The organism is Azospirillum picis, assembly GCF_017876115.1.
In the GTDB taxonomy this organism is placed as follows: Bacteria; Pseudomonadota; Alphaproteobacteria; order Azospirillales; family Azospirillaceae; genus Azospirillum; species Azospirillum picis.
Genome location: NZ_JAGINO010000023.1, coordinates 101,949 through 124,423, shown reverse-complemented (window position 1 = coordinate 124,423; position 22,475 = coordinate 101,949). Strand labels below are relative to the sequence as shown.

Below are 22,475 nucleotides of genomic sequence, written 5' to 3'. Positions count from 1 at the left end.
ATGACCACCACCACCCTGAAGCCGGAAACCGCCGGGCAGGTGACCGACGCGGTACGCTGGGCCCTCTCGGCCGGCGAACCGCTGGAACTGGTCGGCGCCGGCAGCCGGCGCGGCCTCGGCCGCCCGGTCCAGGCCGCCCACGCCCTCGACCTGTCGGGCCTGACCGGCGTCGTCGCCTACGAGCCGGAGGAACTGGTGCTGACCGCGCTGGCCGGCACGCCGATGGCCGAGATCCGCGCCCTGCTGGCCGGGCGCGGCCAGCATCTGGCCTTCGAGCCGCCGGACATCGAGACCGGGACCGGCGGCACGCTCGGCGGGCTGGTCGCCAGCGGGCTCGCCGGGCCGCGGCGGATCTCCGCCGGCTCTGCCCGCGACCACACGCTGGGCATCGCCGGCGTCAGCGGGCGCGGCGAGGCCTACAAGGGCGGCGGCAAGGTGGTGAAGAACGTCACCGGCTACGACCTGCCCAAACTGATGGCCGGTTCCTTCGGCACGCTGACCGCGCTGACCGAGATCACCGTCAAGGTGCTGCCGGCACCGGAGGACACGGCGACGCTGCTGCTGTTCGGCCTGGACGACCCGACGGCGATCGACGCGCTGGGCGAGGCGCTGCGCAGCCCCTACGAGGTGTCGGGAGCCGCCCATCTGCCCGCCGGCATCGCGGCGCGCTCGGGCGTGCCGGCGCTGGCGCGGGCCGGCGGGGCGGTGACGCTGGTCCGGCTGGAGGGCTTCGGCCCGTCGGTGGCCGCCCGTGTCGCCATGCTGCGCCCCGAGCTGCGCGCCGACGCGGTGATCGGGCGCGAGGAGTCGCTGGCGGCTTGGCGCGAGGTCAGGGACGCGGCGTGGTTCGCCGGGGTGGGCGCCGACGGCCCCCTCCCCAACCCTCCCCCGCCTTCATCTCCCTCCACCGCGTCAGCGGGGGAGGGCCGGGGAGGGGGGAGCGGCGACGGCCACCTCTGGAAACTCTCGGTGCCGCCCGCCGCCGGGCCGGCCACCGTCGCCATCATCCGCCGGACGCTCGACGTCGAGGTCGTCTATGATTGGGGCGGCGGGCTGGTCTGGCTGGCGGCACCACCCGACTCGGGGCCGGCGATCCGCGCGGCGCTCACCGTCGGCGGGCACGCCACCCTGGTGCGGGCGCCCGAGGCGGCGCGCGCGGCGGCGGAGGTGTTCCAGCCGCTGCCCGGGCCGCTGATGGCGCTGAGCCGGCGGGTCAAGGACAGCTTCGACCCCAACGGCATCCTCAACCCCGGCCGCATGTACGCGGGGCTGTAACCGGACGACGGAACTCGATGCAAACCTCCTTCTCGCTGGCCCAGCTTGCCGACGCCGCCATCCGCGACTCGGACCAGATCCTGCGCAAATGCGTGCATTGCGGCTTCTGCACCGCGACCTGCCCGACCTACACCATCCTGGGCGACGAGCTGGACAGTCCGCGCGGCCGCATCTACCAGATCAAGGACATGCTGGAGAAGGGCGGCCCGCCGCCCGAAACCACGGTCAAGCACATCGACCGCTGCCTGTCCTGCCTGTCCTGCATGACGACCTGCCCGTCGGGCGTCCATTACATGCACCTGGTCGACCATGCCCGCGCCCACATCGAGGCGACCCACCGCCGCGCCCCGGCCGACCGGGCGGTGCGCGACCTGATCGCACGGGTGCTGCCGAACCCGCGGCTGTTCCGGCTGGCGCTGCTCGGCGCCTCCGTCGGGCGGCGCTTCCGTGCCCGGCTGCCGGACCGGCTGTCGGCCATGCTGGCGCTGGCGCCGTCCAGCGTGCCGGCGCCGAGCTACAGCGACCGGCCGGGCGTGCATCCGGCGCAGGCGCCGCGCCGCAAGCGGGTCGCCCTGCTGATCGGCTGCGCCCAACAGGTGTTGGCGCCGCAGATCAACGAGGCGACGATTCGCCTGCTGACCCGCCACGGCGTCGAGGTGGTGGTGTCGAAGGGGGCCGACTGCTGCGGCGCCTTGACGCACCACATGGGCAAGGAGGAGCTCGCCAGGGCCTCCGCGAGGAAGACCATCGACGCCTGGACGACGGAGATCGAGGGCGACGGGCTGGACGCCATCGTCATCAACGCGTCCGGCTGCGGCACCAGCGTGAAGGACTACGGCCACCTGTTCCGCGAGGACGCGGCCTACGCCGCCAAGGCGGCGCGGGTGGCGGCGCTCGCCAGGGACGTGACGGAACTGATGGACGAGATCGGCCTGGCCCCGCCGGTGGTCGGGACCGGGCAGGCGGTCGCCTACCACTCGGCCTGCTCGATGCAGCACGGGCAGCGGATCAAGGAGCCGCCGCGCGCCCTGCTGCGGGCCGCCGGCTTCCTGGTGAAGGAGATCCCGGACGCACATCTCTGCTGCGGCTCGGCCGGGACCTACAACATGCTGCAGCCCGGGCTGGCCGGCGAGTTGCGGGACCGCAAGGTGGCGGCGATCGAAAGCACGCAGCCCCAGGCGGTGGCGGCCGGCAACCTCGGCTGCATCACCCAGATATCCTCCGGCACGGGCCTGCCGGTGGTGCACACGGTGGAACTGCTGGACTGGGCGACCGGCGGCCCGCTGCCGGAGGCGCTGGCCGGCCGGGCGGCCTTCCGCCAGCCCGCGGCTCCGACGGCCTGAGTTGGGCAGAGGGAGTGGGCCGGGGGGAGTGGGGCGGGGCGGGCGGGCCGCAGGGATACCCGGAGGAGCGGGCGGCAGCGTGGACGGAGCCGGGGGTTCCGTGCATCCACAATTCTGTGTTTATCTGCGTTCATCTGTGTCAGAAAATCCGCCCGCCTCGACCCGTGCCGACCCTGCCCCCGACCCGTCCTTCACCCCTGCCATCCACGGAAGCTTCCGCATGAGCGCCGCCTACGGAATCACCCATCGCCTGTCGGCCTGGGGCGTTCACATCTTCACGGCCAGCGGCGCCGTGCTGGGCCTGCTCGCCCTGCTTGCGGCGGCGGCGGGCGATGCCAAGCTCTGCCTGATGTGGCTGGGGGTGGCGCTGGTCGTCGACGGCGTCGACGGCACGCTGGCCCGCCGGGTTTCGGTCAAGCAGGTGCTGCCGGGAATCGACGGGTCGGCGCTCGACCTCGTCATCGACTACCTGACCTACGTCGTGGTGCCGGCGGTCTTCATCCACCGCTTCGGCCTGCTGCCCGAGGGGCTGGTCAGCATCGCGCTGGCCGCCTGGATCCTGCTGACGGCGCTCTACTGCTTCGCCAACGTCGGGATGAAGAGCGGCGACAACTACTTCGTCGGCTTCCCGGCGATCTGGAACGTCGTCGCCCTCTATTTCTGGCTGCTCGACCTCAGCCCCTGGATCAACGCGGCGGTCGTGGTGGTTCTGGGGCTGCTGACCTTCAGCACCGCCAAGTTCCTTCACCCCTTCCGCGTCAAGGCGCTGATGCCGCTGAACATCGCCGTGACCACGGTGTGGCTGCTCTGCTGCATCGCGCTGGTGGTGCTGGAGCCGGCGCGGCCGGGCTGGCTGTTCGGCCTGTGGCTGGCGACCTCGGTCTATTACGCCGCGGTCTGCGCCTGGCGGACCCTGCGCGGCCCCTGAGCCCCCTGAGTCACTCCCCTGGGCCACCTCCCTTGAGCGTATGGCGGGAACCGGGGCGGGCGGACAGCCGTTCATTGCGGCAGTCCGGCATCCGTTCCTAAAGGTGTTCCCCGTGGCCGAAGGTTCCACCAAGGTCGTGCTCGCCGCGCTCGGCGGCAATCTGGCGATCGCGATCACCAAGTTCGTCGCCAGCGCGCTGACCGGCAGCGCCGCCATGTTCAGCGAGGCGATCCACTCCGTCGTCGACAGCGGCAACCAGGTGCTCCTGCTCTACGGCATCCGCCGCGCCCGCCGCCCGCCGACGCCGCAGCACCCCTTCGGCCATGGACGCGAGGTTTATTTCTGGTCCTTCGTCGTCGCGGTCCTGCTGTTCGGCATCGGCGCCGGCCTGTCCATCTATGACGGCTGGCAGGCGCTCGGCCATCCCGAGCCGGTGGAGAACCCCTGGGTGAACTTCGCCGTGCTGGGCTTCGCCGTCCTGTTCGAGGGCTTTTCCTGGCTCGTCGCCCTGCGCGAGTTCCGCCGCACCCAGGGCGGGCTCGGCATCCTGTCGGCCGTCCACCGCTCGAAGAACCCGTCGGTCTTCGTGGTGCTGTTCGAGGACACCGCAGCGCTGATCGGCCTGCTGCTGGCCGGCGGCGGGCTGATCGTCGGCGAGATGACCGGCAATCCGGTGTGGGACGCCTACGCCTCGATCGCCATCGGCGTCGTGCTGGCGGTGGTGGCGGCGATGCTGGCCTACGAGTCGAAGGGACTGCTGATCGGCGAATCGGCCGACCGCCGCATCGTCGACGGCATCCGCCGCATCGTCGGCGAGGAGGCGCGTGTCAAGCGGCCGCTCGACGTGCTGACCATGCACATGGGGCCGGACGACGTGCTGCTGAACCTGTCGGTCGAGTTCCAGGACAGCCTGAACGCCCGCGACGTCGAGGATGCGGTCTGCGCGCTGGAAACCCGCATCCGCCGCGACTATCCGATCATCCGCCGCATCTTCGTCGAGGCCGAGTCGCTGCGCGCCCGCCGCAACCGTCAGGCAGCCGAAGAGCAGGCCGGCGATGGCCAAGCCGGCGGCGGCCCGGTGAAGGGGGGCGGTTTCGATGGCCCGGCGCAGGTGCCGGCGCAATGACGCCGTCCCCGGCACACCCGATCCGCATCGGCACCGCCGGCTGGGGCATCCCCAAGCTGTCGGCGCCCGCCTTTCCCGCTGACGGCTCGCACCTGGAGCGCACCGCCCGCGTAATGGCAATGACCGAGGTGAACAGCAGCTTCTACCGTCCGCACAAGCCGGAGACCTGGGCGCGCTGGGCCGCGTCCGCGCCGTCCGGCTTCCGCTTCGCGGTGAAGCTGCCGAAGGCGATCAGCCACGAGGCGCGGCTGGTCGGCGCCGAGGGGTTGCTCGACCGTTTCCTCGGCGAGGCCGGCCACCTCGGCGAGCGGTTCGGGCCGCTGCTGGTGCAGCTTCCGCCCAGCCTGCGTTTCGATGCGGCGATCGCCGGCGCCTTCCTGGCGGCCTTGCGCGACCGCTTCGCCGGTGAGGTGGTCTGGGAGCCGCGCCATGCCTCCTGGTTCACCGGAGAGGGCGATGCGCTGTTGGCCGGCCATCGCATCGCCCGCGCCGCCGCCGATCCGGCGCCGGCGCCGGGCGCCGGCGAGCCGGGCGGCTGGGACGGATTGCGATACTGGCGGCTGCACGGCTCTCCGGTGATGTACCGTTCCGCCTATGATCCGGCGGTGCTGGACGCGCTCGCCGCCCGCTTCCGCGACGAGGCGGTGCTGCGCCCGGTCTGGTGCGTCTTCGACAACACCGCCGACTTCCACGCCGTCGACGACGCGCTGGCGATGATGGCGCGGCTGGGCGGCGACGCCACCCGTCCGCAGGAGCAGCCCGCCGGATAGCTGCCGATCGCCGGATAGCTGCCGATCGGATGAACCCCCAGGGCGACCGAGACAGGACGGCACCGCAGCGCTAAGTTGACCGACGATACCCGGAACGGGGCAACGGCGTGCAGGCGGGGCGGTCATGGAGTTCGTGGTTCTCTTGCTATTGTTCGGTGTGGTCGCCCACCGCCTCGACCGCCGGCTGAAAGCACAGGCCCGCGAGATCGACGGCCTCCGCCAGGCGCTGGCCCGGCTCGCGCCCGGAGCGGCGGGGGAGACCCGGGCCGCCGTGGGCGGCGAGGCGCCGCCGGAGCTCGCGGAGCCCATGGCGGAGGCACCCGCCGTTGCCGAACCGGTGCCGGCTCTCGCCAGGGAGGAGGCCGTGCCCCCGGCCGTGCCGGTTTCCGACGCGCCGGTTTCCGATTCGCCTGTTTCCGACTTGCCGGTTCGCGACGCGGCGCCGCCGCGCCGGCCGGGCTGGCGCGAACTGGAGGAGTCGCTGGCCTCGCGCTGGCTGATCTGGCTGGGCGGCGGCACCATGGCGCTTGCCGCCGCCTTCTTCATCAAGCTGTCGGTCGACCATGGCTGGCTGGGACCCGCGGTGCGGGTGGCGCTGGGCCTTCTGGCCGGCGCCGGCCTGATGGTGGGGGGCGAGTGGCTGCGCCGGCGGCCGGAGCAGCGCGCGGTCGCCGCGCTGCGGCCCGATTATGTGCCGCCGGCCCTGACCGCCGCCGGCCTGTTCACCGCCTTCGCCAGCGTCTATGGCGGCTTCGCCCTGTTCGGGCTGTTCGACCCGCTGGTCGCCTTCGCGCTGCTGGCGGCCCTGGCGCTGGTCGGCATCGGGTTGTCGCTGCTCCAGGGGCCGTTCATCGCGGCCCTCGGGCTGCTGGCCGGCTATGTCACGCCGCTGCTGGTGCCGTCCGACAATCCCGACGCCTGGGGCCTGTTCGCCTACCTGCTGGCGCTGAACGGCGCCGGGATGGCGGTGGTGCTCTACCGTGGCTGGCGCTGGCTCGGCTGGGGAGCGCTGGCCGGCGCGGCGCTGTGGCCGCTGGTGTGGATGATCGATCCGTGGCGCAGCGGCGACGCACTGCCGGCCGGCATCTATCTGCTGCTGACCGCGGCCCTGTTCCTGGTTCCGGCGGTGTTGGGCGTTCTGGACCAGAGCCTGCCGGAACCGGAGCCGGCCACCGGCTGGCGCACGGCGCTGCCCGACTGGATCCGGCGCAAGCGGCGCCACCCCGCCGACCGGCTGGCGATGACGGCGATGTGGAGTTTCGGCCTGCTGGCCGCCGCCGTCACCTGGAGCGATTCCCATGGGCCGGTGTCCCTGATCGTCCTGGGCCTGTTCGCCCTGCTGGCGCTGGTCGCCGGCCGGCGGACGGAGCGGATCGCCGGGGTTGCCTGGATCGCGGCGCTGGCGGTGCTGCTGTCGCTGCTGCCCTGGAGCCTTCCCTATGTCCCGGCCGACCCGCCGCCGCTGAATGCCGAGGGGCAGCCTCTGATCGTCGCAGACCCTGGCGGCTTTCCGGGGGAGGTCGTGCGCTTCCTGTGGGTGGCGGCCTGCTTCGCCGCGCTGTTCGGCGTCGGCGGTTTCATCGCCTTGTGGGGCGCGCGGCGGGCCGGCTTGTGGGCGTCGGTTTCGGCGCTGGTCCCGCTGGCCCTGCTGACGCTGGCCTATTCCCAACTGTCGTTCGCCTACGCACCGGTGACCGCCCCCTATCCCCAGGTGACGATGCCGCAGACCGCCGTCGGCTGGCCGGCCGCCGCCCTCGCGCTGGCGGCCCTGCTGGTCGGCGCCACCACGCCGCTGGCCCGCCATCGTCACCGGCCGGGCGCCTCGCTGGGCTTGGCCGCCTTCGCCGCCGGGGCGACCGGCGCCATCGCGCTCGGCGCCACCATGATGCTGCAGGAAGCTTGGCTGACCGTGGCGCTGGCGATGCAGGTGGCGGTGCTGGCATGGCTGGAGCGGCAGATGGCCCTGCGCGAGCTGCGCGGCGTCACCCTGCTGGTGGCCGTCGCCGTGCTGGTCCGGCTCGCCCTCAACCCCTCCGTGCTCGATTACGAGGGCTATGGCTGGATCGCCTACGGCTACGGCCTCCCGGCGCTGAGCTTCCTGGCGGCGGCGCGCTGGATGCGGTCGGCGTCCGACGGACGGGAAACCGGCAGCTCCGGCGACGATCTGGTGGTGATGGTGCTGGAGGCCGGTGCCCTGATCTTCACCACCCTGATGCTGTCTCTGGGCATCCATCGCTGGATGGCCGGCAGCCTGGAGGCCGCGCCCTCGACCCTGGCGGAGGTGGCGCTGCACACGCTGTCCTGGCTGGGCCTCGCCCTGCTGCTGGCCGCCGACCGGCGGTGGAGCGCCCGGGCCGTCGCGGTGTGGGGCCGGCGCCTGCTGGCCGCGCTGGCGGCGGCGAGCGCCCTCTTCCTGCATCTGCTGGCGCTGAACCCGTTGTGGAACTTCGAATGGGTGGGCGAATGGCCGGTCGTCAACCGGCTGCTGCTGGCCTATGGCGCTCCGGCCCTGCTCGGGCTGGTCTATCTGTGGTACGACCCGCCGCCGTCGCGCGGCCTGCGCAACGCGGCCCCGGTCCTGCCGATGCTACTGATCGCCACCAATCTGGCGCTGGAGATCCGCCGCACCTTCCAGGGACCGGTCCTGGACGGCTACGAGATGTCGGACGCCGAATGGTACAGCTATTCCGCCGGCTTCCTGCTGTTCGCGGTGGCGATGCTGGTGGCGGGCATCCGTTTCGGCTGGGGCTGGATGCGGCATGCCGGGCTGGTGCTGGTTCTGGCGGTGGTCGCCAAGGTCTTCCTCAGCGACATGTCCGACCTGGAGGGGATGTACCGCGTCGCCTCCTTCCTCGGGCTCGGCCTCTGTCTGGTCGGCACTGGCTGGCTCTATCAGCGGCTGCTACGGCCGCCGGCCCCGACCGCCGGAGGAGGAACGCCGCCCGGCCCGCCGACGGCGCCCGCAGACGATCTGTTGGACCAACGGATTCATTGACAGGCCCGGCGGTGCGCGTTCCCATACGGTGAAGGATGGGCCGGGAGGAAAGCCGGCCTCGACCGCCAGAGGAGGAACGACGGCCATGGACCGCGAGACGCACGGCAACGCCTATCCCATCCTGCCCGACGGCGAGGAGGGCTTCACCGTCGAGGCGGCGCGGATGAAGTTCGGGCCCGGCATGCTGGGCGAGCTGGGCGGCGACGCCGCCTCGTTCGGGATGACGCGGGTGGCGCTGTTCACCGACCCGCGGGTGGCGGCGACGGCGCCCTTCGGCCAGGCGCTCGACTCGCTGAAGCGGACGGGGATCGAGGTCGTCGTCTATGACCGCTGCCGGGTGGAGCCGACCAGCGCCTCCTTCCTCGACGCGGCGGACTTCGCGCGCGACGGCGGCTTCGACGGCTATGTCTCGATCGGCGGCGGCTCGGTGATCGACACCGCCAAGGCGGCCAACCTCTACGCCACCCACCCGGCCGACTTCCTCGCCTACGTCAACAAGCCGCTGGGCGAGGGCATCCCGGTGCCCGGCCCGGTCAAGCCGCACGTCGCCTGCCCGACCACCTGCGGCACCGGCAGCGAGACCACCGGCGTCGCCATCTTCGACCATGTCGAGAAGCAGGTGAAGACCGGCATCTCGTCGCGCTTCCTGCGGCCGAGCCTCGCGGTCGTCGATCCGCGCACCATCGACAGCCTGCCGCCCGGCGCCATCGCCGCCACCGGCTTCGACGTGCTGACCCACGCCATCGAGAGCCACACGGCGCGGCCCTTCCGCTCCCGTCCGCGCCCCGAATCGCCGACGGCGCGCCCGCCCTACCAGGGCGCCAACCCGTGGTCGGACATCGGCAGCCTCCAGGCGATCCGGCTGGGCGGGCAGTGGCTGGAACGGGCGGTCAACGACCCGGACTGCGCCGAGGCGCGCGACGCGCTGATGTTTGCGGCGACGCTGGCCGGTCTGGCCTTCGGCAATGCCGGGGTGCACATTCCGCACGCCATGTCCTATTCGGTGGCGGGGATGAACCACAGCTTCACCGCCACCGGCTACGAGACGGTGGAGCCGATGGTGCCGCACGGCATCTCTGTGGTGCTGAACGCGCCCGCCGCCTTCCGCTTCACCGGCCCGGCGGCGCCCGAGGCCCATCTGCGCGCGGCCGAGGCGCTGGGCGCGGACGTGCGGGGTGCGTCGCCGTGGGACGGCGGCGAACTGCTGGCGTCGCGACTGATCGCGATGATGAAGGCGACCGGGCTGCCCAATGGGCTGTCGGCGCTGGGCTACGGCGAGGCCGACATCGCCGGGCTGGTGCGCGGCGCCGCCGCCCAGCAGCGCCTGCTGACCATCTCCCCCCGCCCGGTGTCGGAGGACGACCTGCGCGGGCTGTATGCCGATGCCATGCGCTACTGGTGAGGTCTCCGCGGGCATGGCGTTCCGCCATGCCCGCATGTGCCCCCGGCGGCCGCTTACTCGGCCATCGCCTCGCCGGAACCGCCGAACTCGGCCGGGAAGTCCTTCAGCTTCGGCAGGCCATCCCGCATGGGCAGCACCGTCTCGGCATAGTTGACGTGGACGGCGGGCGTGAAGGCCAGGGTCGGCAGGGTCGCGGCGAAAACGTCCACGAGGCCGAGCGGCGGATGGTTGGCCATCAGATGCCCGCCGCATTTCGCGCAGTACTGGCGCTGGCTGAGCGGAGTCTTCTGGAAGGTCGCGAGGTGTTCGGCGCCTGCCGTCACCCGTACGGCCTCCGGCTTCCACAGGGTGAAGGCGTTGACCGGCCCGCCGGACCAGGAGCGGCAGGACCGGCAGTGGCAGTAGCCCATGGCCTCCGGCGCACCGGTGACCTCCAGTTCGACAGCGCCGCAAAAGCAGCGTCCGGTATGGGTCATGGCGTTCACATCGTCTTTGTTGGCATGGCGAACAATGCCAGGATGTCACCGGCAACGATGAAGCTCAAACAGCCATTGGATCCCTATCCGTCCGGCAGGGGGCGGCGGCGCTCTCCGAACGGTCGGGAATTCCGCCGCCGCCCGGCGACCCTCAGAACTGCTCCTCGCCCAATGCCATGACCGTGTTGCGGGCGCTGGCGATGGTGGGCAGCAGGGCGGGGGCGGGGGCCAGCACCTGCTCGGCATAGAAGCGGGCGACGATCAGCTTGGCTTCAAGGAAGGCGGCGTTGGCGCCCGGCTGGCGCAGGCCGTCCATCGCCCTGGCGGCGGAGCGGGCGAGCATCCAGCCGCCGGCCACCGTGCCCCACAGCTTCAAGTAGGCGACGCCGCCGGCCGCGGCGCCGCGCAGGTCGCCTTCGGCCTGCGCCGCGACCATCCAGTCGACCGCCTTGTCCAGCGCGTCCAGCCCGGCGGCAAGCCCGGTCCGGATCACCGCGAGGTCGTCGCCGGGCGCCTGCTCCAGCGCGTGGACGGTCGCCCGCATGTCGGCGATGAAGGCACGGGCGGCTGCCCCCTTGTCGCGGCCGGTCTTACGGAAGGTCAGGTCGTTGGCGTGGATGCCGTTGGTGCCCTCGTAGATCGGGGTGATGCGGGCGTCGCGGTAATGCTGGGCGGCGCCGGTCTCCTCGATGAAGCCCATGCCGCCATGGACCTGCACGCCGGTGGAGGCGACCTCGCAGCCGATGTCGGTCGACCAGGCCTTGACGATCGGCGTCAGCACGTCGACCCGCGCCGCGGCGGCGGCCCGGACGGCCGGATCCTCGTGGTGGCGGGACATGTCGAGCTGGGTGCCGGCGTACAGCGCCAGCGCGCGCGCCGCCTCGGTCTTGGCGCGCATGTCCAGCAGCATGCGGCGCACGTCGGGATGCCGGATGATGGCGACGCCGGAACCCTTGGGGTCGGCCAGGTCCTTGCTCTGCACGCGCGACCTGGCGTAGTCGCGCGCCTGCTGGTAGGCGCGGTCGGCGATGGCGACGCCCTGGATGCCGACGCCGAGCCGGGCGTTGTTCATCATCGTGAACATGTATTCGATGCCGCGGTTCTCCTCGCCGACGAGGTAGCCGATGGCCCCGCCGTCGTCGCCGAAGGCCATCACCGCGGTCGGGCTGCCATGGATCCCCAGCTTGTGCTCCAGGCTGGCGCAGCGCAGGTCGTTGCGCGCACCCGGCCTGCCGTCGGCGTCGGGAAGGAACTTCGGCACGATGAACAGGCTGATGCCCTTGATGCCGGGAGGGGCGTCGGGCAGGCGGGCCAGCACCAGATGGACGATGTTCTCCGTCAGGTCGTGCTCGCCGTAGGTGATGAAGATCTTCTGGCCGGTGATGCGGTAGCTGCCGTCGCCGGCCCGCACCGCGCGGGTCCGCACCGCGGCGAGGTCGCTGCCCGCCTGCGGCTCGGTCAGGTTCATCGTTCCGGTCCATTCGCCGGAGATCATCTTCGACAGGTAGGCCGCCTTCTGCTCGTCGCTCGCATGCTCGGTCAGCAGGTCGACCGCACCTTGGGTCAGCAGCGGGCACAGGCCGAAGGACAGGTTGGACGCCTGCCACATCTCGTTCACGGCGAAGGCGACGGTCCAGGGCAGGCCCTGGCCGCCGAACTCCGGATCGAAGGGCAGGCTGTTCCAGCCGGCCTCGGTGAACTGGCCGTAGGCCTCCTTCCAGCCGGTCGCCGTGCGGACGACGCCGTTCTCCAGCCGCGCCCCTTCCTTGTCGCCGGTGCGGTTCAGCGGGGCGAGCACGCCGGAGGCGAATTTGCCGGCCTCCTCCAGGATGGCGTCGACCAGATCGGGGGCTGCGCCGTCGCAGTTCGGCAGCGCGGCGACGGCGTCGAGGCCGACGACCTCGTTCAGGACGAAGCGCAGATCGTCGACCGGAGCGGTGTAGGTCATGGCGGGGCGGACCTCCCAAGGGTCTGTAGGGCCAAGGGTCTTTAGGGCTTGGCAGGTTTGTTTTGTTTACCTATGCGTCACCATACCGTATCGAATGGTGGTTGGCGAGAGGGCCTTGGCGACAGTGAGGCCGCCCGTGTTGGCACAGTGCCTGCATAAGTGCTGTCGCTCCGCGCCGGGGCCTTTACACGGGGATCGACCCATGACCATCTCTTCCGCCCTTGGCAACCTCAGCGACACCGCCGCCCGCCAGGCCCGCGCCGCCCGTGGTCCGGCCGACGTGGAGGCCGCGGTGCGCAACGCCAGCGCCAAGACGGGGGTCGATTTTTCCTACCTCATGGAAAAAGCTGCCGTGGAGAGCGGGTTCCGCACGGACGTAAAATCCTCCTCCTCCTCGGCGACCGGGCTCTACCAGTTCATCGACAGCACCTGGCTGCAGACGGTGAAGGCGCATGGCGCCGACCATGGGCTCGGCAAATACGCCAACGCCATCCAGATGCGCAGCGACGGACGCGCCGCCGTCGCCGACCCGGCGATGAAGCAGGAAATCCTCGACCTGCGGAAGGATCCCAACGTCTCCGCGCTGATGGCCGCGGAATTCACCCGCGACAACAAGGAGTATCTGGAGGAGACGGTGGACGGGAAGATCGGCTCGACCGAGCTGTATCTCGCCCATTTCCTCGGGGCCGGCGGCGCCTCCAAGTTCCTGAACGCCATGCAGGAGAGCCCCGGCCGCACCGCGCGCGACGTCTTCCCCGACGCCGCCGCCGCCAACAAGGCCGTCTTCTACGACAAGGCCACCGGCAAGGCGAAGTCGCTGAAGGAGATCTATGACCGCTTCGCCACCAAGTTCTCCGAGAACCCGCTCGCGACCTTCGCTCCCGGCCAGGTCGTCAACGACACCGTGCGCAAGCAGGACATGCCGGACGGCTTCACCACCCAGGTGCCGATGGCGGCGGCCAAGTCGTTGAACGGCACGCCGCTGTCGATCTACCAGGTGCTGGCGCTGAACGCGCTGGAGACCCCGGACGAGGTCGACAGCGTCGCCGGCCGGCAGGCGCGCGCCCGCGACAAGGAGCACCGCCGCATGCGCGAGGAGCCGGTGCGCACCGATCAGGCCGCCGGGTCCGGGATCGCCGTGGGCTTCGGGCTCGGGCTCGGCCGCATCGTCGGCACGGAGTCGGCGACGCCGGTCGCCACCGCCACCGCCGGGGCGGCCGGAACGGACGCGGTCAGCCGGGCAGCCTGACCCAGGCGTTTGGGTGGGGGCGTTTGGGTGGGGTCGTTTGGGCGGGGCGGATCGATTGGGACGGTCAAAGACCGGGTTTCCCGATCGGAAGGGGCAAAATGTCCTACGCTGGCGCTTTGACTTGAAGGTCGGATGGGTGCAAGGTCGCGCCGTTTTTTGGCGCCCACCCCAGGACCGATCATGAGCAACCAGCAGCCCGCCGTCACCTTCGAGGAAATCCGCGCGCTCGTGCGCAACCTGCCCGGCCCCGACCTCGATGCCGGCACTGCGGCCTTGCAGCGCGAGCGCCAGCTCACCAAGCCGGCGGGATCGCTTGGGCGGCTGGAGGAGATCGCCCAGTGGATGGCGACCTGGCAGGGCCAGCATCCCGCCGACCTGCGCCGGCCGCGCGTCGCCGTGTTCGCCGGCAACCATGGCATCGCCGCCCACGGCGTCTCGGCCTATCCGGCCGAGGTGACCGTGCAGATGGTCGCCAACTTCCAGAACGGCGGCGCTGCGGTCAACCAGCTCTGCGAGGTGGCCGACGCCGACCTGCGCGTCTATGAGCTGGACCTGGAGAACCCGACCGCCGACTTCACCCAGGGTCCGGCGATGGGCGAGGAGGAGTGCTGCCGCACCATGGCCTACGGCATGATGTCGGTGGAGATGGGGGTGCAGCTTCTGGCGTTGGGCGAGATGGGCATCGGCAACTCGACCGCCGCCGCCGCCCTCTGCCTCGCCCTGTTCGGCGGCGAGGCGGCCGACTGGACCGGCCGCGGCACCGGGGTCGACGATGCCGGGCTCGCCCGCAAGATCGCCGTGGTGGAGGCCGGACTCGCCGCCAACCCGCAGGCGAAGGGCGATCCGCTGGAGGCTCTGCGCCGTCTGGGCGGCTACGAGTTCGCCGCTATCGCCGGCGCCATCCTGGCCGCCCGCGTCGCCCGCGTGCCGGTGCTGCTCGACGGCTTCGCCTGCACCGCCGCCGCCGCGGTGCTCTTCAAGGCCGACCGTCGCGCGCTCGACCACTGCATGGTCGCCCACCGCTCGGTGGAGCCCGGCCACGCCCGCCTGCTGCAGGCGATCGGCAAGGAGCCGCTGCTCGACCTCGGCATGCGCCTGGGCGAGGGCTCCGGCGCCACCCTGGCGATCAACATCGTCAGGTCGGCCGTCGCCTGCCATGCCGGCATGGCGACCTTCGGCGAGGCGGGCGTCAGCACGCAGGGGTGAACGGGGGAGTCTCCCTCCTGTGCCCCCTCCCTAACCCTCCCCCGCTTCGCGGGAGAGGGGACTGCCGCCGCTTTTCCGCCTAAGCACTTGCTCCCTCTCCCACCGCAGGTGGGGGAGGGTCGGGGAGGGGGCAGGAGCGCTATCTCACAGCATCCCGTCCGCGAGGTCGCTGATCGTCGCCGACAGGAACAGGTCGAGCAGCACCAGGGCGGCGGCGGCGAGGCTGGAGACCGACAGGGCGGTGCGCAGGACGAACCACTGGTAGGTCAGCATCGCCATCATCACGCCGAAGGCCAGCCCTTCGGAGAGCATCGGCGGCAGCAGCCCGGTGGCGGACAGCACGATGGTCGGCAGGTAGATCGCCATCTGGAGCACCGCCGACCAGTTGTAGGCCGCCAGTGCGCCGGGATAGAGGGCCTCCCTGCCCATCAGCGTCGAGATGCGGAACAGCGCGAGCGGGAAGGCCGTCCAACTGACGACATAGGCGATGGACTCCACCGTCAGCAGTTGCAGCAACGGCGTGTCGTCCACCTGGTCCCACAGCCGGATCACCAGCAGCAGCGCGTAGGCCGGCAGGACCACGAGCGCGGCGTAGAAGGAGTTCAGCGCCCCGTCCGGCGTGCGGTCGAAATACTCCATGCCGGTGCGGTCGAAGCGGGCCAGCCGGTAGGCGCCGGTCAGCGCGGACAGGATGGCGGCGGTGGTCAGCGGCATCGCGGGAGCCCGGTCCGCCGGCTCATGCGGGCAGCCGCAGGAAGACATCGGCCAGGATGCCCTCGTAGATCGCGGTCAGCTTGCGGATGTCCTCCACCGAGGCGTATTCGTCCACCTTGTGCATCGTCTGGCCGACCAACCCGAATTCAACCACCGGGCAGACGTTCTTGATGAAGCGGGCGTCGGAGGTGCCGCCGGTGGTCGAATAGTCCGGGCGGCGGCCGGTCACCCGTTCGACCGCGTCGGCGACAAGGTCGGTCAGCGGTCCGGGCGGGGTGACGAAACTGTCGCCGGACCGGTAGACCTCCAGTTCGTAGGCGCCGCCGACCGCATCGAAGGTCCGGCGCAGCCAGTCCTCGATGCCCGCTGGGGTGTGGGCGTCGTTGAAGCGGATGTTGAAGGTCGCCTTGCCCTGGGCCGGGATGACGTTGGTGGCCGGATTGCCGACGTCGATGGTGGTGATCGCCAGGGTGGAGGGCTGGAAATGCTCCGTTCCTCCGTCCATCGGTCCTTCGGTGATGGCGGCCAGCATGCGCACCAGACGCGGCAGCGGGTTGTCGGCGAGATGCGGATAGGCGACATGGCCCTGGGCGCCGAACACCGTCAGGAAGCCGGACAGGCTGCCGCGCCGGCCGATCTTGATCATGTCGCCCAGCGCCTTGGGGTTGGTCGGCTCGCCCACCACGCAGGCGTCGATGCGCTCCCCCCGCTCGGCCATCCAGTCCAGCACCTTGCGGGTGCCGTTGATCGCCACCCCCTCCTCGTCGCCGGTGATCAGCAGGCTGATCGAGCCGGCGGGCGCACCCTGCTCCAGCCTGCGCGAGACGGCGGCGACGAAGGCGGCGATGGCGCCCTTCATGTCGACGGCCCCGCGGCCGTAGAGCCGGTCGCCCATCACCTGCCCGGCGAAGGGATCGACCGTCCAGCCCTTGTCGCCCGGCGGCACCACGTCGGTGTGGCCGGCGAAGCAGAAGTTGGGCCCCCGGGTGCCCAGGCGGGCGTAGAGGTTCTCCACCGGGGCCGTGCCCTCCTGCTGGAAGCGCAGCCGGTGGCAGGCGAAGCCCATCGGCGCCAGCGCCGCCTCCAGCACGCCGAGCGCGCCGTCGTCGCGCGGCGTGACGCTGGGGCAGCGGATCAGATCCTGGGCGAGGGCGACGGGGTCGATGGTCATGCTGTTTCTTCCAGTCCGGCCCGGGATCCGATGGCCGCCCCTCCCGCGGCGGCCGGGAACCGGGCGCGGGAGAGGCGATGGATGGGACGGGGATGCGTCGCGATCAGTCCCGCAGCAGGTCGTTGATCGCAGTCTTCGACCGGGTCTTCTCGTCGACGCGCTTGATGATGACGCAGCAGTAGAGGCTGGGACCCGGGGTGCCGTCGGGAAGCGGCTTGCCGGGGAGCGAGCCGGGGACCACCACCGAATAGGCCGGGACGCGGCCGGTGAAGATCTCGCCGGTGTGGCGGTCGATGATCTTGGTCGAGGCGCCGATGTAGCAGCCCATGGAGATGACGGCGCCTTCCTCGACGATCACGCCCTCGACGATCTCGGAGCGGGCGCCGATGAAGCAGTTGTCCTCGATGATGACCGGGTCGGCCTGCAGCGGCTCCAGCACGCCGCCGATGCCGACGCCGCCCGACAGGTGGACGTTCCTGCCGATCTGGGCGCAGGAGCCGACGGTCACCCAGGTGTCGACCATGGTGCCGCTGTCGACGTAGGCGCCGACGTTGACGAAGCTCGGCATCAGGATGACGCCGGGGGCGACGTAGGCCGACTTGCGGGCGATGGCGCCGGGCAGGGCGCGGAAGCCGGCGTTCTGGAACTGTCCTTCGCTCCAGCCATCGAACTTCGGCGGCACCTTGTCGTACCAGGACGAGCCGCCGGGGCCGCCGGGGATCATCTCGTTGGCGTTCAGGCGGAAGGACAGCAGCACCGCCTTTTTCAGCCACTGGTTGACCGTCCAGCCCTGGGCGGTCTTCTCGGCGACGCGGAGGTCGCCGGCGTCGAGCGCGTCGAGCGCCGCGTTCACGGCGTCGCGGACCGGGCCGGTGGTGGCGGTGTTCAGGCCGTCGCGGTTGTCCCAGGCGGCGTCGATGGTGGATTGCAGGCTGGCGTGGCTCATGGCGCGGTCGTTCTGCTGTCGATGGCTGTCAAGGGACGGCACCATGGAGCCGCCCCGCCCCGCCTGTCAACTGAACCCGCTTCGCCGCGATCCGCCATCGCGCCGCTCCCCCATCAGTTCCCCGTTACGCCCCCCGTTACGCCGAAGTGGCGCCCGCGACGGCGGCGAGCCAGGACGGCAGGTCGTCGACGGTGTGGTCGATGTGGACGCCGGCCCCGACGCCGGCCTTCTCGTACTCCTGCTCGCCGCGCACCCAGACGGTGGTCATGCCCAGCGCATGGGCGGGGGCGAGGTTGCGGGCGATGTCCTCGACCATGCAGGCGTCCGCCGGGTCGAAGCCGTGGCGCTCGACCAGGGTGGCGTAGGGGCGGGGGTCGGGCTTGGGCACGAAGCCGGCGGCGGCGATGTCGAACACCGCCTCGAAGGCGTCGAGGATGCCGAGCCGGCCGGCGACGTTCTCGGCATGGCGGACCGAGCCGTTGGTGTAGATGATCTTGCGGCCGGGCAGGCGCCGCAGCGCGTCGGTGAGCTGTGCCGAGGGCTCGACGCCGCTGACGTCGATGTCGTGGACGTAGTCCATGTAGGCGACGGGATCGACGTCATGCTCGACCATCAGGCCGCGCAGCGTGGTGCCGTATTCCCGGAAGAACCGCTTCTGCCGCACCCGCGCCTCGTCCATGCCGATGTTGAAGTGCCCGGCGATGAATTCGTTGATCCGGCGGTCCACCTGGGCGAACAGATTGCAGGAGGCCGGGTAGAGCGTGTTGTCGAGGTCGAACACCCACACCGCGCGGTCGCGGAGCCCGGCAGCCGTCGAAGGGGCCGATGGGAGAACGGAACCGGAGGCGGAAGCGGGCGCCGGAACGGCGGGGGAGGGCGTATCGGTCATGGCCAGAGAATGGGCCTGCCGCCTGCCGCCCGCAAGCCGCTTCACATGGTCGCAGCCGGGGGGCGAACCGGGGCCGGCAGGCGCCGGGCCGTGCCGGTCCCTGGGCCGGCCCAGGTGCCGGCCCAGGTGTCGACTGCGGCTGACCCCGCTACGGTGGTTGATTGAAGATTAACCCCCGAAAAGGTAGCATGGCCTCGACCGCTTACCGGTCCGCAGCCCGGGGTCTTCCGGCGGCTGGATTTCGCCGGGCTTCCGCCCCACCAGGATCGCTCATCCGTCTATCTTCCGAGATCGCTGTGGACCTGCCCCTGACCACCGGTTCCCCCACCTCCTCCGACCCGACCGGCCCCGCGACGCTCGTCGCGCTGTATCCCGGACCGGCCCTGCGGCTGGATCCGGCATTGGCCGTCTCCGAGGCGAACGCCGAGGCGGAGGACATGATGGACAGCGATCCGCGCTGGCTTCCCGATCTGCGGACATGGCTGTCGGCCTCCAGCGTCGCGCCGGGCCTGCGCTCGGTGCCGGTGGAATCGGTGCGCGGGATCATGATCGTCGAGTGGGCGGGCGTGCCGCTGCCCGACGGCGGCTTCCTGCTGCTGGGGCGCGACGACACGCTGGAGCGGCAGCTCCGCCATACGCTGACCGAATCGCGGCGGCGCTACAAGGATCTGGTGGAGGCCTCCTCCGACTTCGCGTGGGAGACCGGGCCGGACCGCAGCTTCGTCTTCGTCAGCCACAAGGGCGCGCTGGGCTATCCGGCCGACGCGCTGATCGGGCGCGACCCGCGCACGCTGGCGCTTGACGACGCGGAGGATCTGCCGATGCCCTTCGACTGCCGGCGCCCGGTCGACCACACCGAGCTGTGGCTGAAGGGCGCCGACGGCACGCCGGCCTGCGTCGTCGCGTCGGCCCTGCCGCTGTTCGGGCCGCAGGGGGACTGGATCGGCGCCCGCGGCGTCTGCCGCGACGTGACGGAGCAGGTGCTGCGGTCCAACGAACTGGCGCGCATCCGCAACCGCGAGCGGCTGCTCGGCCACATCGTCCATACCCTGCGCGACCGTCTCGACGCGGCCGAAGCCCTGGCGGTGGCGGCGACGGAGACGGCGCGGGCGCTCAGCGCCGACGGTTGCCGCATCTACCGCGCCGGGGAGGGGACGGCGTCCGGCGACGGCCCCATCCTGTCGCTGGTGGCGCAGTTCGGGCCGGAGCCGCCGGCCATGCACGGCGCCTTGCCGGCGCTGCTGGAGCGGATCGCCGACGGGAGCGGGCAGGCGGCGGGCGGCGACGGGACCTTCGCCACCCGGCTGGACGGCCAGTTGGGCGACCTGCAACTGATCGTGGAGCGCACCGAATACCGCCAGGCGGTCAACGGCGCCCTGCTTGTCTGGCGTACCGGCGATGCCGAGCCGTGGGACGACGACGACCGCCACCTGATGTCCGGCGTGGCCGACCATATCGGCATCGCCCATGCCCATCTCGCCTACCAGGAGCGGCTGCGCCGGCTGTCGGAGCGCGACGGGCTGACCGGCCTGTTCAACCGCCGCACCTTCTTCGAACGGCTGGAGGAGTCGATCTCCCGGCCCGAGAGCGGGCCGTCGTCGCTGCTCTACATCGACCTCGACAACTTCAAGGCGGTCAACGACCTGCACGGCCACCAGCAGGGCGACGCGGTGCTGAAGGCGATCGGCACGCTGATGACCACCGGCGTGCGGCCCGGCGACCTGCCCGGCCGTCTCGGCGGCGACGAATTCGTTCTGTGGCTCGGCCGCACCGACGAGCGCAAGGCGAGGATCGTCGCGGAGCGGCTGCTGAACGGGATGCAGGGTCTGGCCCATCTGTCGGCCGGCCCGGAGAAGCCGCTCGGCCTGTCGATCGGCATCGCGATCCATATGCCCGGGCGCGGCGAGACCGTGCGCGAGCTGACCGAGCGGGCCGATTCGGCGATGTACGACGCCAAGAAGAGCGGCAAGGGGCATTACGCCCTCGCACCGGATCACCGCTCCGGGCTGCCGTCCGTCCTCCCAGTCGCGGAGTCCGCGCCGTGAGCACCCGTTCCGACATGCTCGATCCCGCCGATTACGAATCCGCCAAGCAGATGGTGCGGAGCGAGGATCCGGCGGTGCGCCGGAAGGTCGCCGAGCATCCGAAGACCCGGCCGGAGCTGCTCTACTTCCTGGCCGCCGACGCCGCCGCGGAGGTGCGCCGCGCCATCGCGACCAACGCCGGCACGCCGCGTCAGGCCGACCTGCTGCTGGCCAAGGACCGCGAGGTCATGGTGCGCCGGGCGGTGGCGCAGAAGATCGCCCGCCTGATGCCGGAGCTGTCCGCCAGCCAGGCCACCCAGATCGAGCGGCTGACGGTGGAGTGCCTGGAGACGCTGGCGCGCGACCAGGCGTCGGAGGTGCGCGGCATCCTGGCGGAGGCGCTGAAGGATCTTCCCAATGCCCCGCAGGGCGTGATCAACCGGCTGGCCCGCGACGTCGAGCTGTCGGTCTGCGCCCCGGTCCTGCAGCATTCGCCGATCCTCACCGACGAGGATCTGGCCGACATCATCCTGAAGGGGCCGGTGCGCGGTGCGATGGCCGCGATCGCCAGCCGCCAGAACGTCACCGCCCCGGTGGCGGACGCCATCGCCCGGTCCGACGACGAGGCGGCGGTGACGGCGCTGCTCGCCAACCCCTCCGCGCAGATCCGCGAGGAGACGCTCGACCGCATCCTCGACCAGGCGCCGCAGCACGAGCCCTGGCATTCGCCGCTGGTCCGCCGCCCCCGGCTGCCGGCGCGTGCCGTGGCGCGTCTCGCCAGCTTCGTCGCCGACAACCTGCTGAAGGTCCTGCAGGACCGCAGCGACCTCGATCCCGAGGCCGCGCGCGGCCTTGCGGAGGCGGTGCGCCAGCGCGTCAGCCAGGCGGCCGCAGCCGGCGGCGCGCGCGGCCCGGTCGATTTCGGCGAGGAGGCGACCGGGGCCGCCGGGCCGGAGAAGGCGGTGGAGCGGCCGAGCGACCGCGCCGCCCGCCTGAACAAGGAGGGCAAGCTGACGGAGAAGCTGATCGAGGGCTCGATGGTCGAAGGCGACCGCGCCTTCGTCATGGCGGCGCTGGCGGAACTGTCGCAGATCCCGCTGCCGGTCGTCGACCGCATCGTCGCCACCCACGCGGCGCGCGCCGTCACCGCGCTGGTCTGGCGCACCGGGCTGTCGATGCGCTTCGCCCGCCAGGTGCAGCTTCGGCTCGCCCAGATTCCGCCAAAAACCGCGCTTAATGCTCGCGATGGCACGCACTACCCGATGACCGACGAAGAGATGCGCTGGCAGCTCGAGTTCTTCGGCATCGAGGCGAAGGCGTGACGTTTCCCAGCGATCCGGGTTTCCAGCAGATGCGCGCCGCATTCCTCGCCTTCTTCATCGTCCTGTTCATCTCCGCCGCCGGCTTCGCCGCCCCGCCGCGCGAAACGCCGGAGGAGCGGGCCGTCGCCGCCACCTTCGACGCGGCGCAGGCGGCCCTGCGCGAGCAGCGCGGCGCGGCGGTGGTTCCACTGCTGACCCGCGACTCCGTCAAGGCGCTGGAAACGGTGCGCAATGCGGCCCGCCAGCCCGGCGACGCCCCGCTGGCGCGGCTGGAGCCGGCCGAGCGCTTCGCCGCCATGGGGCTGCGCCGCTACCTGAGCTCCTCCGACTTGAACCGCATGTCGATCGGCGACATCGCCAACCACGGGCTGAAGGCCGGCTGGCTCGGTCCCAACGTCATCGCCCGCAGTTCGCTGGGGCCGGTGCGGGTCAGGGGCGACCGGGCGTCGGGCCTGCTGATGGTCGACAACCGCCCGGCGCTGGTGCCCGCCGATTTCGTGCGCGAGGGCGGCGCGTGGCGGATCGATCTGGCGGGCCTGTTCGCCTTCGGCAGCCAGATGTTGAAGGGCTTCGCCGCGATGTCCGGCAAGGACGAGACCGCCTACATCACCGAACTGCTGGACAGGCTGCCCGCCAAGCCCGGGATGGGCAAGCCCGGCATGACCATGCCCGGAGCCGCCGGGCGGTAATT

18 protein-coding genes are annotated in these 22,475 nt (G+C 71.5%); 12 read left to right on the top strand and 6 right to left on the bottom strand.

Features of this window, described 5'->3' with window-relative positions; translation table 11 throughout:
- The 7 genes from J2850_RS25305 (at position 1) to J2850_RS25275 (ending at position 9,839) form a co-directional block, all read left to right on the top strand.
- Entirely contained in the window at positions 1–1,275 is a 1,275-nt protein-coding gene (locus J2850_RS25305; protein WP_209988144.1) for an FAD-binding protein, read from the top strand.
- 17 nt (positions 1,276–1,292) lie between these two features.
- Positions 1,293–2,618 carry a glycolate oxidase subunit GlcF gene (glcF, locus tag J2850_RS25300; RefSeq protein ID WP_209988141.1) on the top strand — a complete coding sequence of 442 codons (1,326 nt, stop codon included), beginning with the start codon at positions 1,293–1,295 and terminating at the stop codon, positions 2,616–2,618.
- 220 nt (positions 2,619–2,838) lie between these two features.
- Entirely contained in the window at positions 2,839–3,546 is a 708-nt protein-coding gene (pcsA, locus tag J2850_RS25295; protein WP_209988138.1) for a phosphatidylcholine synthase, read from the top strand.
- A gap of 112 nt (positions 3,547–3,658) precedes the next feature.
- Positions 3,659–4,672: a cation diffusion facilitator family transporter gene (locus J2850_RS25290; RefSeq protein WP_307354528.1), complete on the top strand. Its 1,014-nt coding sequence runs from the start codon at positions 3,659–3,661 to the stop codon at positions 4,670–4,672.
- Positions 4,669–5,442 (top strand): DUF72 domain-containing protein, encoded by a 774-nt coding sequence (locus J2850_RS25285; protein ID WP_209988132.1) that lies wholly within the window; start codon positions 4,669–4,671, stop codon positions 5,440–5,442. Before J2850_RS25290 ends, J2850_RS25285 begins: the two co-directional genes overlap by 4 nt.
- A 133-nt stretch (positions 5,443–5,575) precedes the next feature.
- Positions 5,576–8,437, top strand: coding sequence for a DUF2339 domain-containing protein (locus J2850_RS25280; protein WP_307354527.1), 2,862 nt, complete (start codon positions 5,576–5,578; stop codon positions 8,435–8,437).
- 85 nt (positions 8,438–8,522) lie between these two features.
- Positions 8,523–9,839 carry a hydroxyacid-oxoacid transhydrogenase gene (locus J2850_RS25275; protein ID WP_209988126.1) on the top strand — a complete coding sequence of 439 codons (1,317 nt, stop codon included), beginning with the start codon at positions 8,523–8,525 and terminating at the stop codon, positions 9,837–9,839.
- A 53-nt stretch (positions 9,840–9,892) separates the two neighbouring features.
- Here the strand turns inward: J2850_RS25275 and J2850_RS25270 are convergent, their stop codons facing one another.
- The gene (locus J2850_RS25270) at positions 9,893–10,315 is read right to left on the bottom strand and encodes a GFA family protein (protein ID WP_209988123.1); all 423 of its coding nucleotides are present in this window, start codon (positions 10,313–10,315) and stop codon (positions 9,893–9,895) included.
- 151 nt (positions 10,316–10,466) lie between these two features.
- A complete protein-coding gene (locus J2850_RS25265) occupies positions 10,467–12,263 on the bottom strand; it encodes an acyl-CoA dehydrogenase (RefSeq protein WP_209988120.1) in 1,797 nt (598 codons plus the stop codon).
- 202 nt (positions 12,264–12,465) lie between these two features.
- On the opposite strand from J2850_RS25265, the gene J2850_RS25260 reads away from it, so the two are divergent.
- Entirely contained in the window at positions 12,466–13,512 is a 1,047-nt protein-coding gene (locus J2850_RS25260) for a transglycosylase SLT domain-containing protein (protein ID WP_209988117.1), read from the top strand.
- A 180-nt stretch (positions 13,513–13,692) separates the two neighbouring features.
- A complete protein-coding gene (gene cobT, locus J2850_RS25255; protein WP_209988114.1) occupies positions 13,693–14,718 on the top strand; it encodes a nicotinate-nucleotide--dimethylbenzimidazole phosphoribosyltransferase in 1,026 nt (341 codons plus the stop codon).
- Positions 14,719–14,862: 144 nt separating this feature from the next.
- Here the strand turns inward: cobT and J2850_RS25250 are convergent, their stop codons facing one another.
- From J2850_RS25250 to J2850_RS25235, 4 genes are all read right to left on the bottom strand, one after another.
- Positions 14,863–15,432 (bottom strand): hypothetical protein, encoded by a 570-nt coding sequence (locus J2850_RS25250; protein WP_209988111.1) that lies wholly within the window; start codon positions 15,430–15,432, stop codon positions 14,863–14,865.
- Between the two features lie 22 nt (positions 15,433–15,454).
- Positions 15,455–16,603: a succinyl-diaminopimelate desuccinylase gene (gene dapE / locus J2850_RS25245; protein ID WP_209988108.1), complete on the bottom strand. Its 1,149-nt coding sequence runs from the start codon at positions 16,601–16,603 to the stop codon at positions 15,455–15,457.
- A 103-nt stretch (positions 16,604–16,706) separates the two neighbouring features.
- Complete coding sequence (gene dapD / locus J2850_RS25240) at positions 16,707–17,549, bottom strand: 2,3,4,5-tetrahydropyridine-2,6-dicarboxylate N-succinyltransferase (RefSeq protein WP_209988186.1); 843 nt, start codon at positions 17,547–17,549, stop codon at positions 16,707–16,709.
- Between the two features lie 136 nt (positions 17,550–17,685).
- Positions 17,686–18,438, bottom strand: coding sequence for a pyrimidine 5'-nucleotidase (locus J2850_RS25235; protein WP_209988106.1), 753 nt, complete (start codon positions 18,436–18,438; stop codon positions 17,686–17,688).
- A 296-nt stretch (positions 18,439–18,734) separates the two neighbouring features.
- Here J2850_RS25235 and J2850_RS25230 point away from each other — a divergent pair, with 296 nt between their 5' ends.
- Genes J2850_RS25230 through J2850_RS25220 form a run of 3 tightly spaced genes read left to right on the top strand, consistent with a single transcriptional unit; the run spans position 18,735 to position 22,473 of the window.
- Positions 18,735–20,483 (top strand): diguanylate cyclase domain-containing protein, encoded by a 1,749-nt coding sequence (locus tag J2850_RS25230; RefSeq protein ID WP_307354526.1) that lies wholly within the window; start codon positions 18,735–18,737, stop codon positions 20,481–20,483.
- Positions 20,480–21,784, top strand: coding sequence for a DUF2336 domain-containing protein (locus tag J2850_RS25225; RefSeq protein ID WP_307354525.1), 1,305 nt, complete (start codon positions 20,480–20,482; stop codon positions 21,782–21,784). Before J2850_RS25230 ends, J2850_RS25225 begins: the two co-directional genes overlap by 4 nt.
- The gene (locus tag J2850_RS25220) at positions 21,781–22,473 is read left to right on the top strand and encodes a hypothetical protein (RefSeq protein ID WP_307354524.1); all 693 of its coding nucleotides are present in this window, start codon (positions 21,781–21,783) and stop codon (positions 22,471–22,473) included. Before J2850_RS25225 ends, J2850_RS25220 begins: the two co-directional genes overlap by 4 nt.
- Positions 22,474–22,475 lie beyond the last annotated feature (2 nt).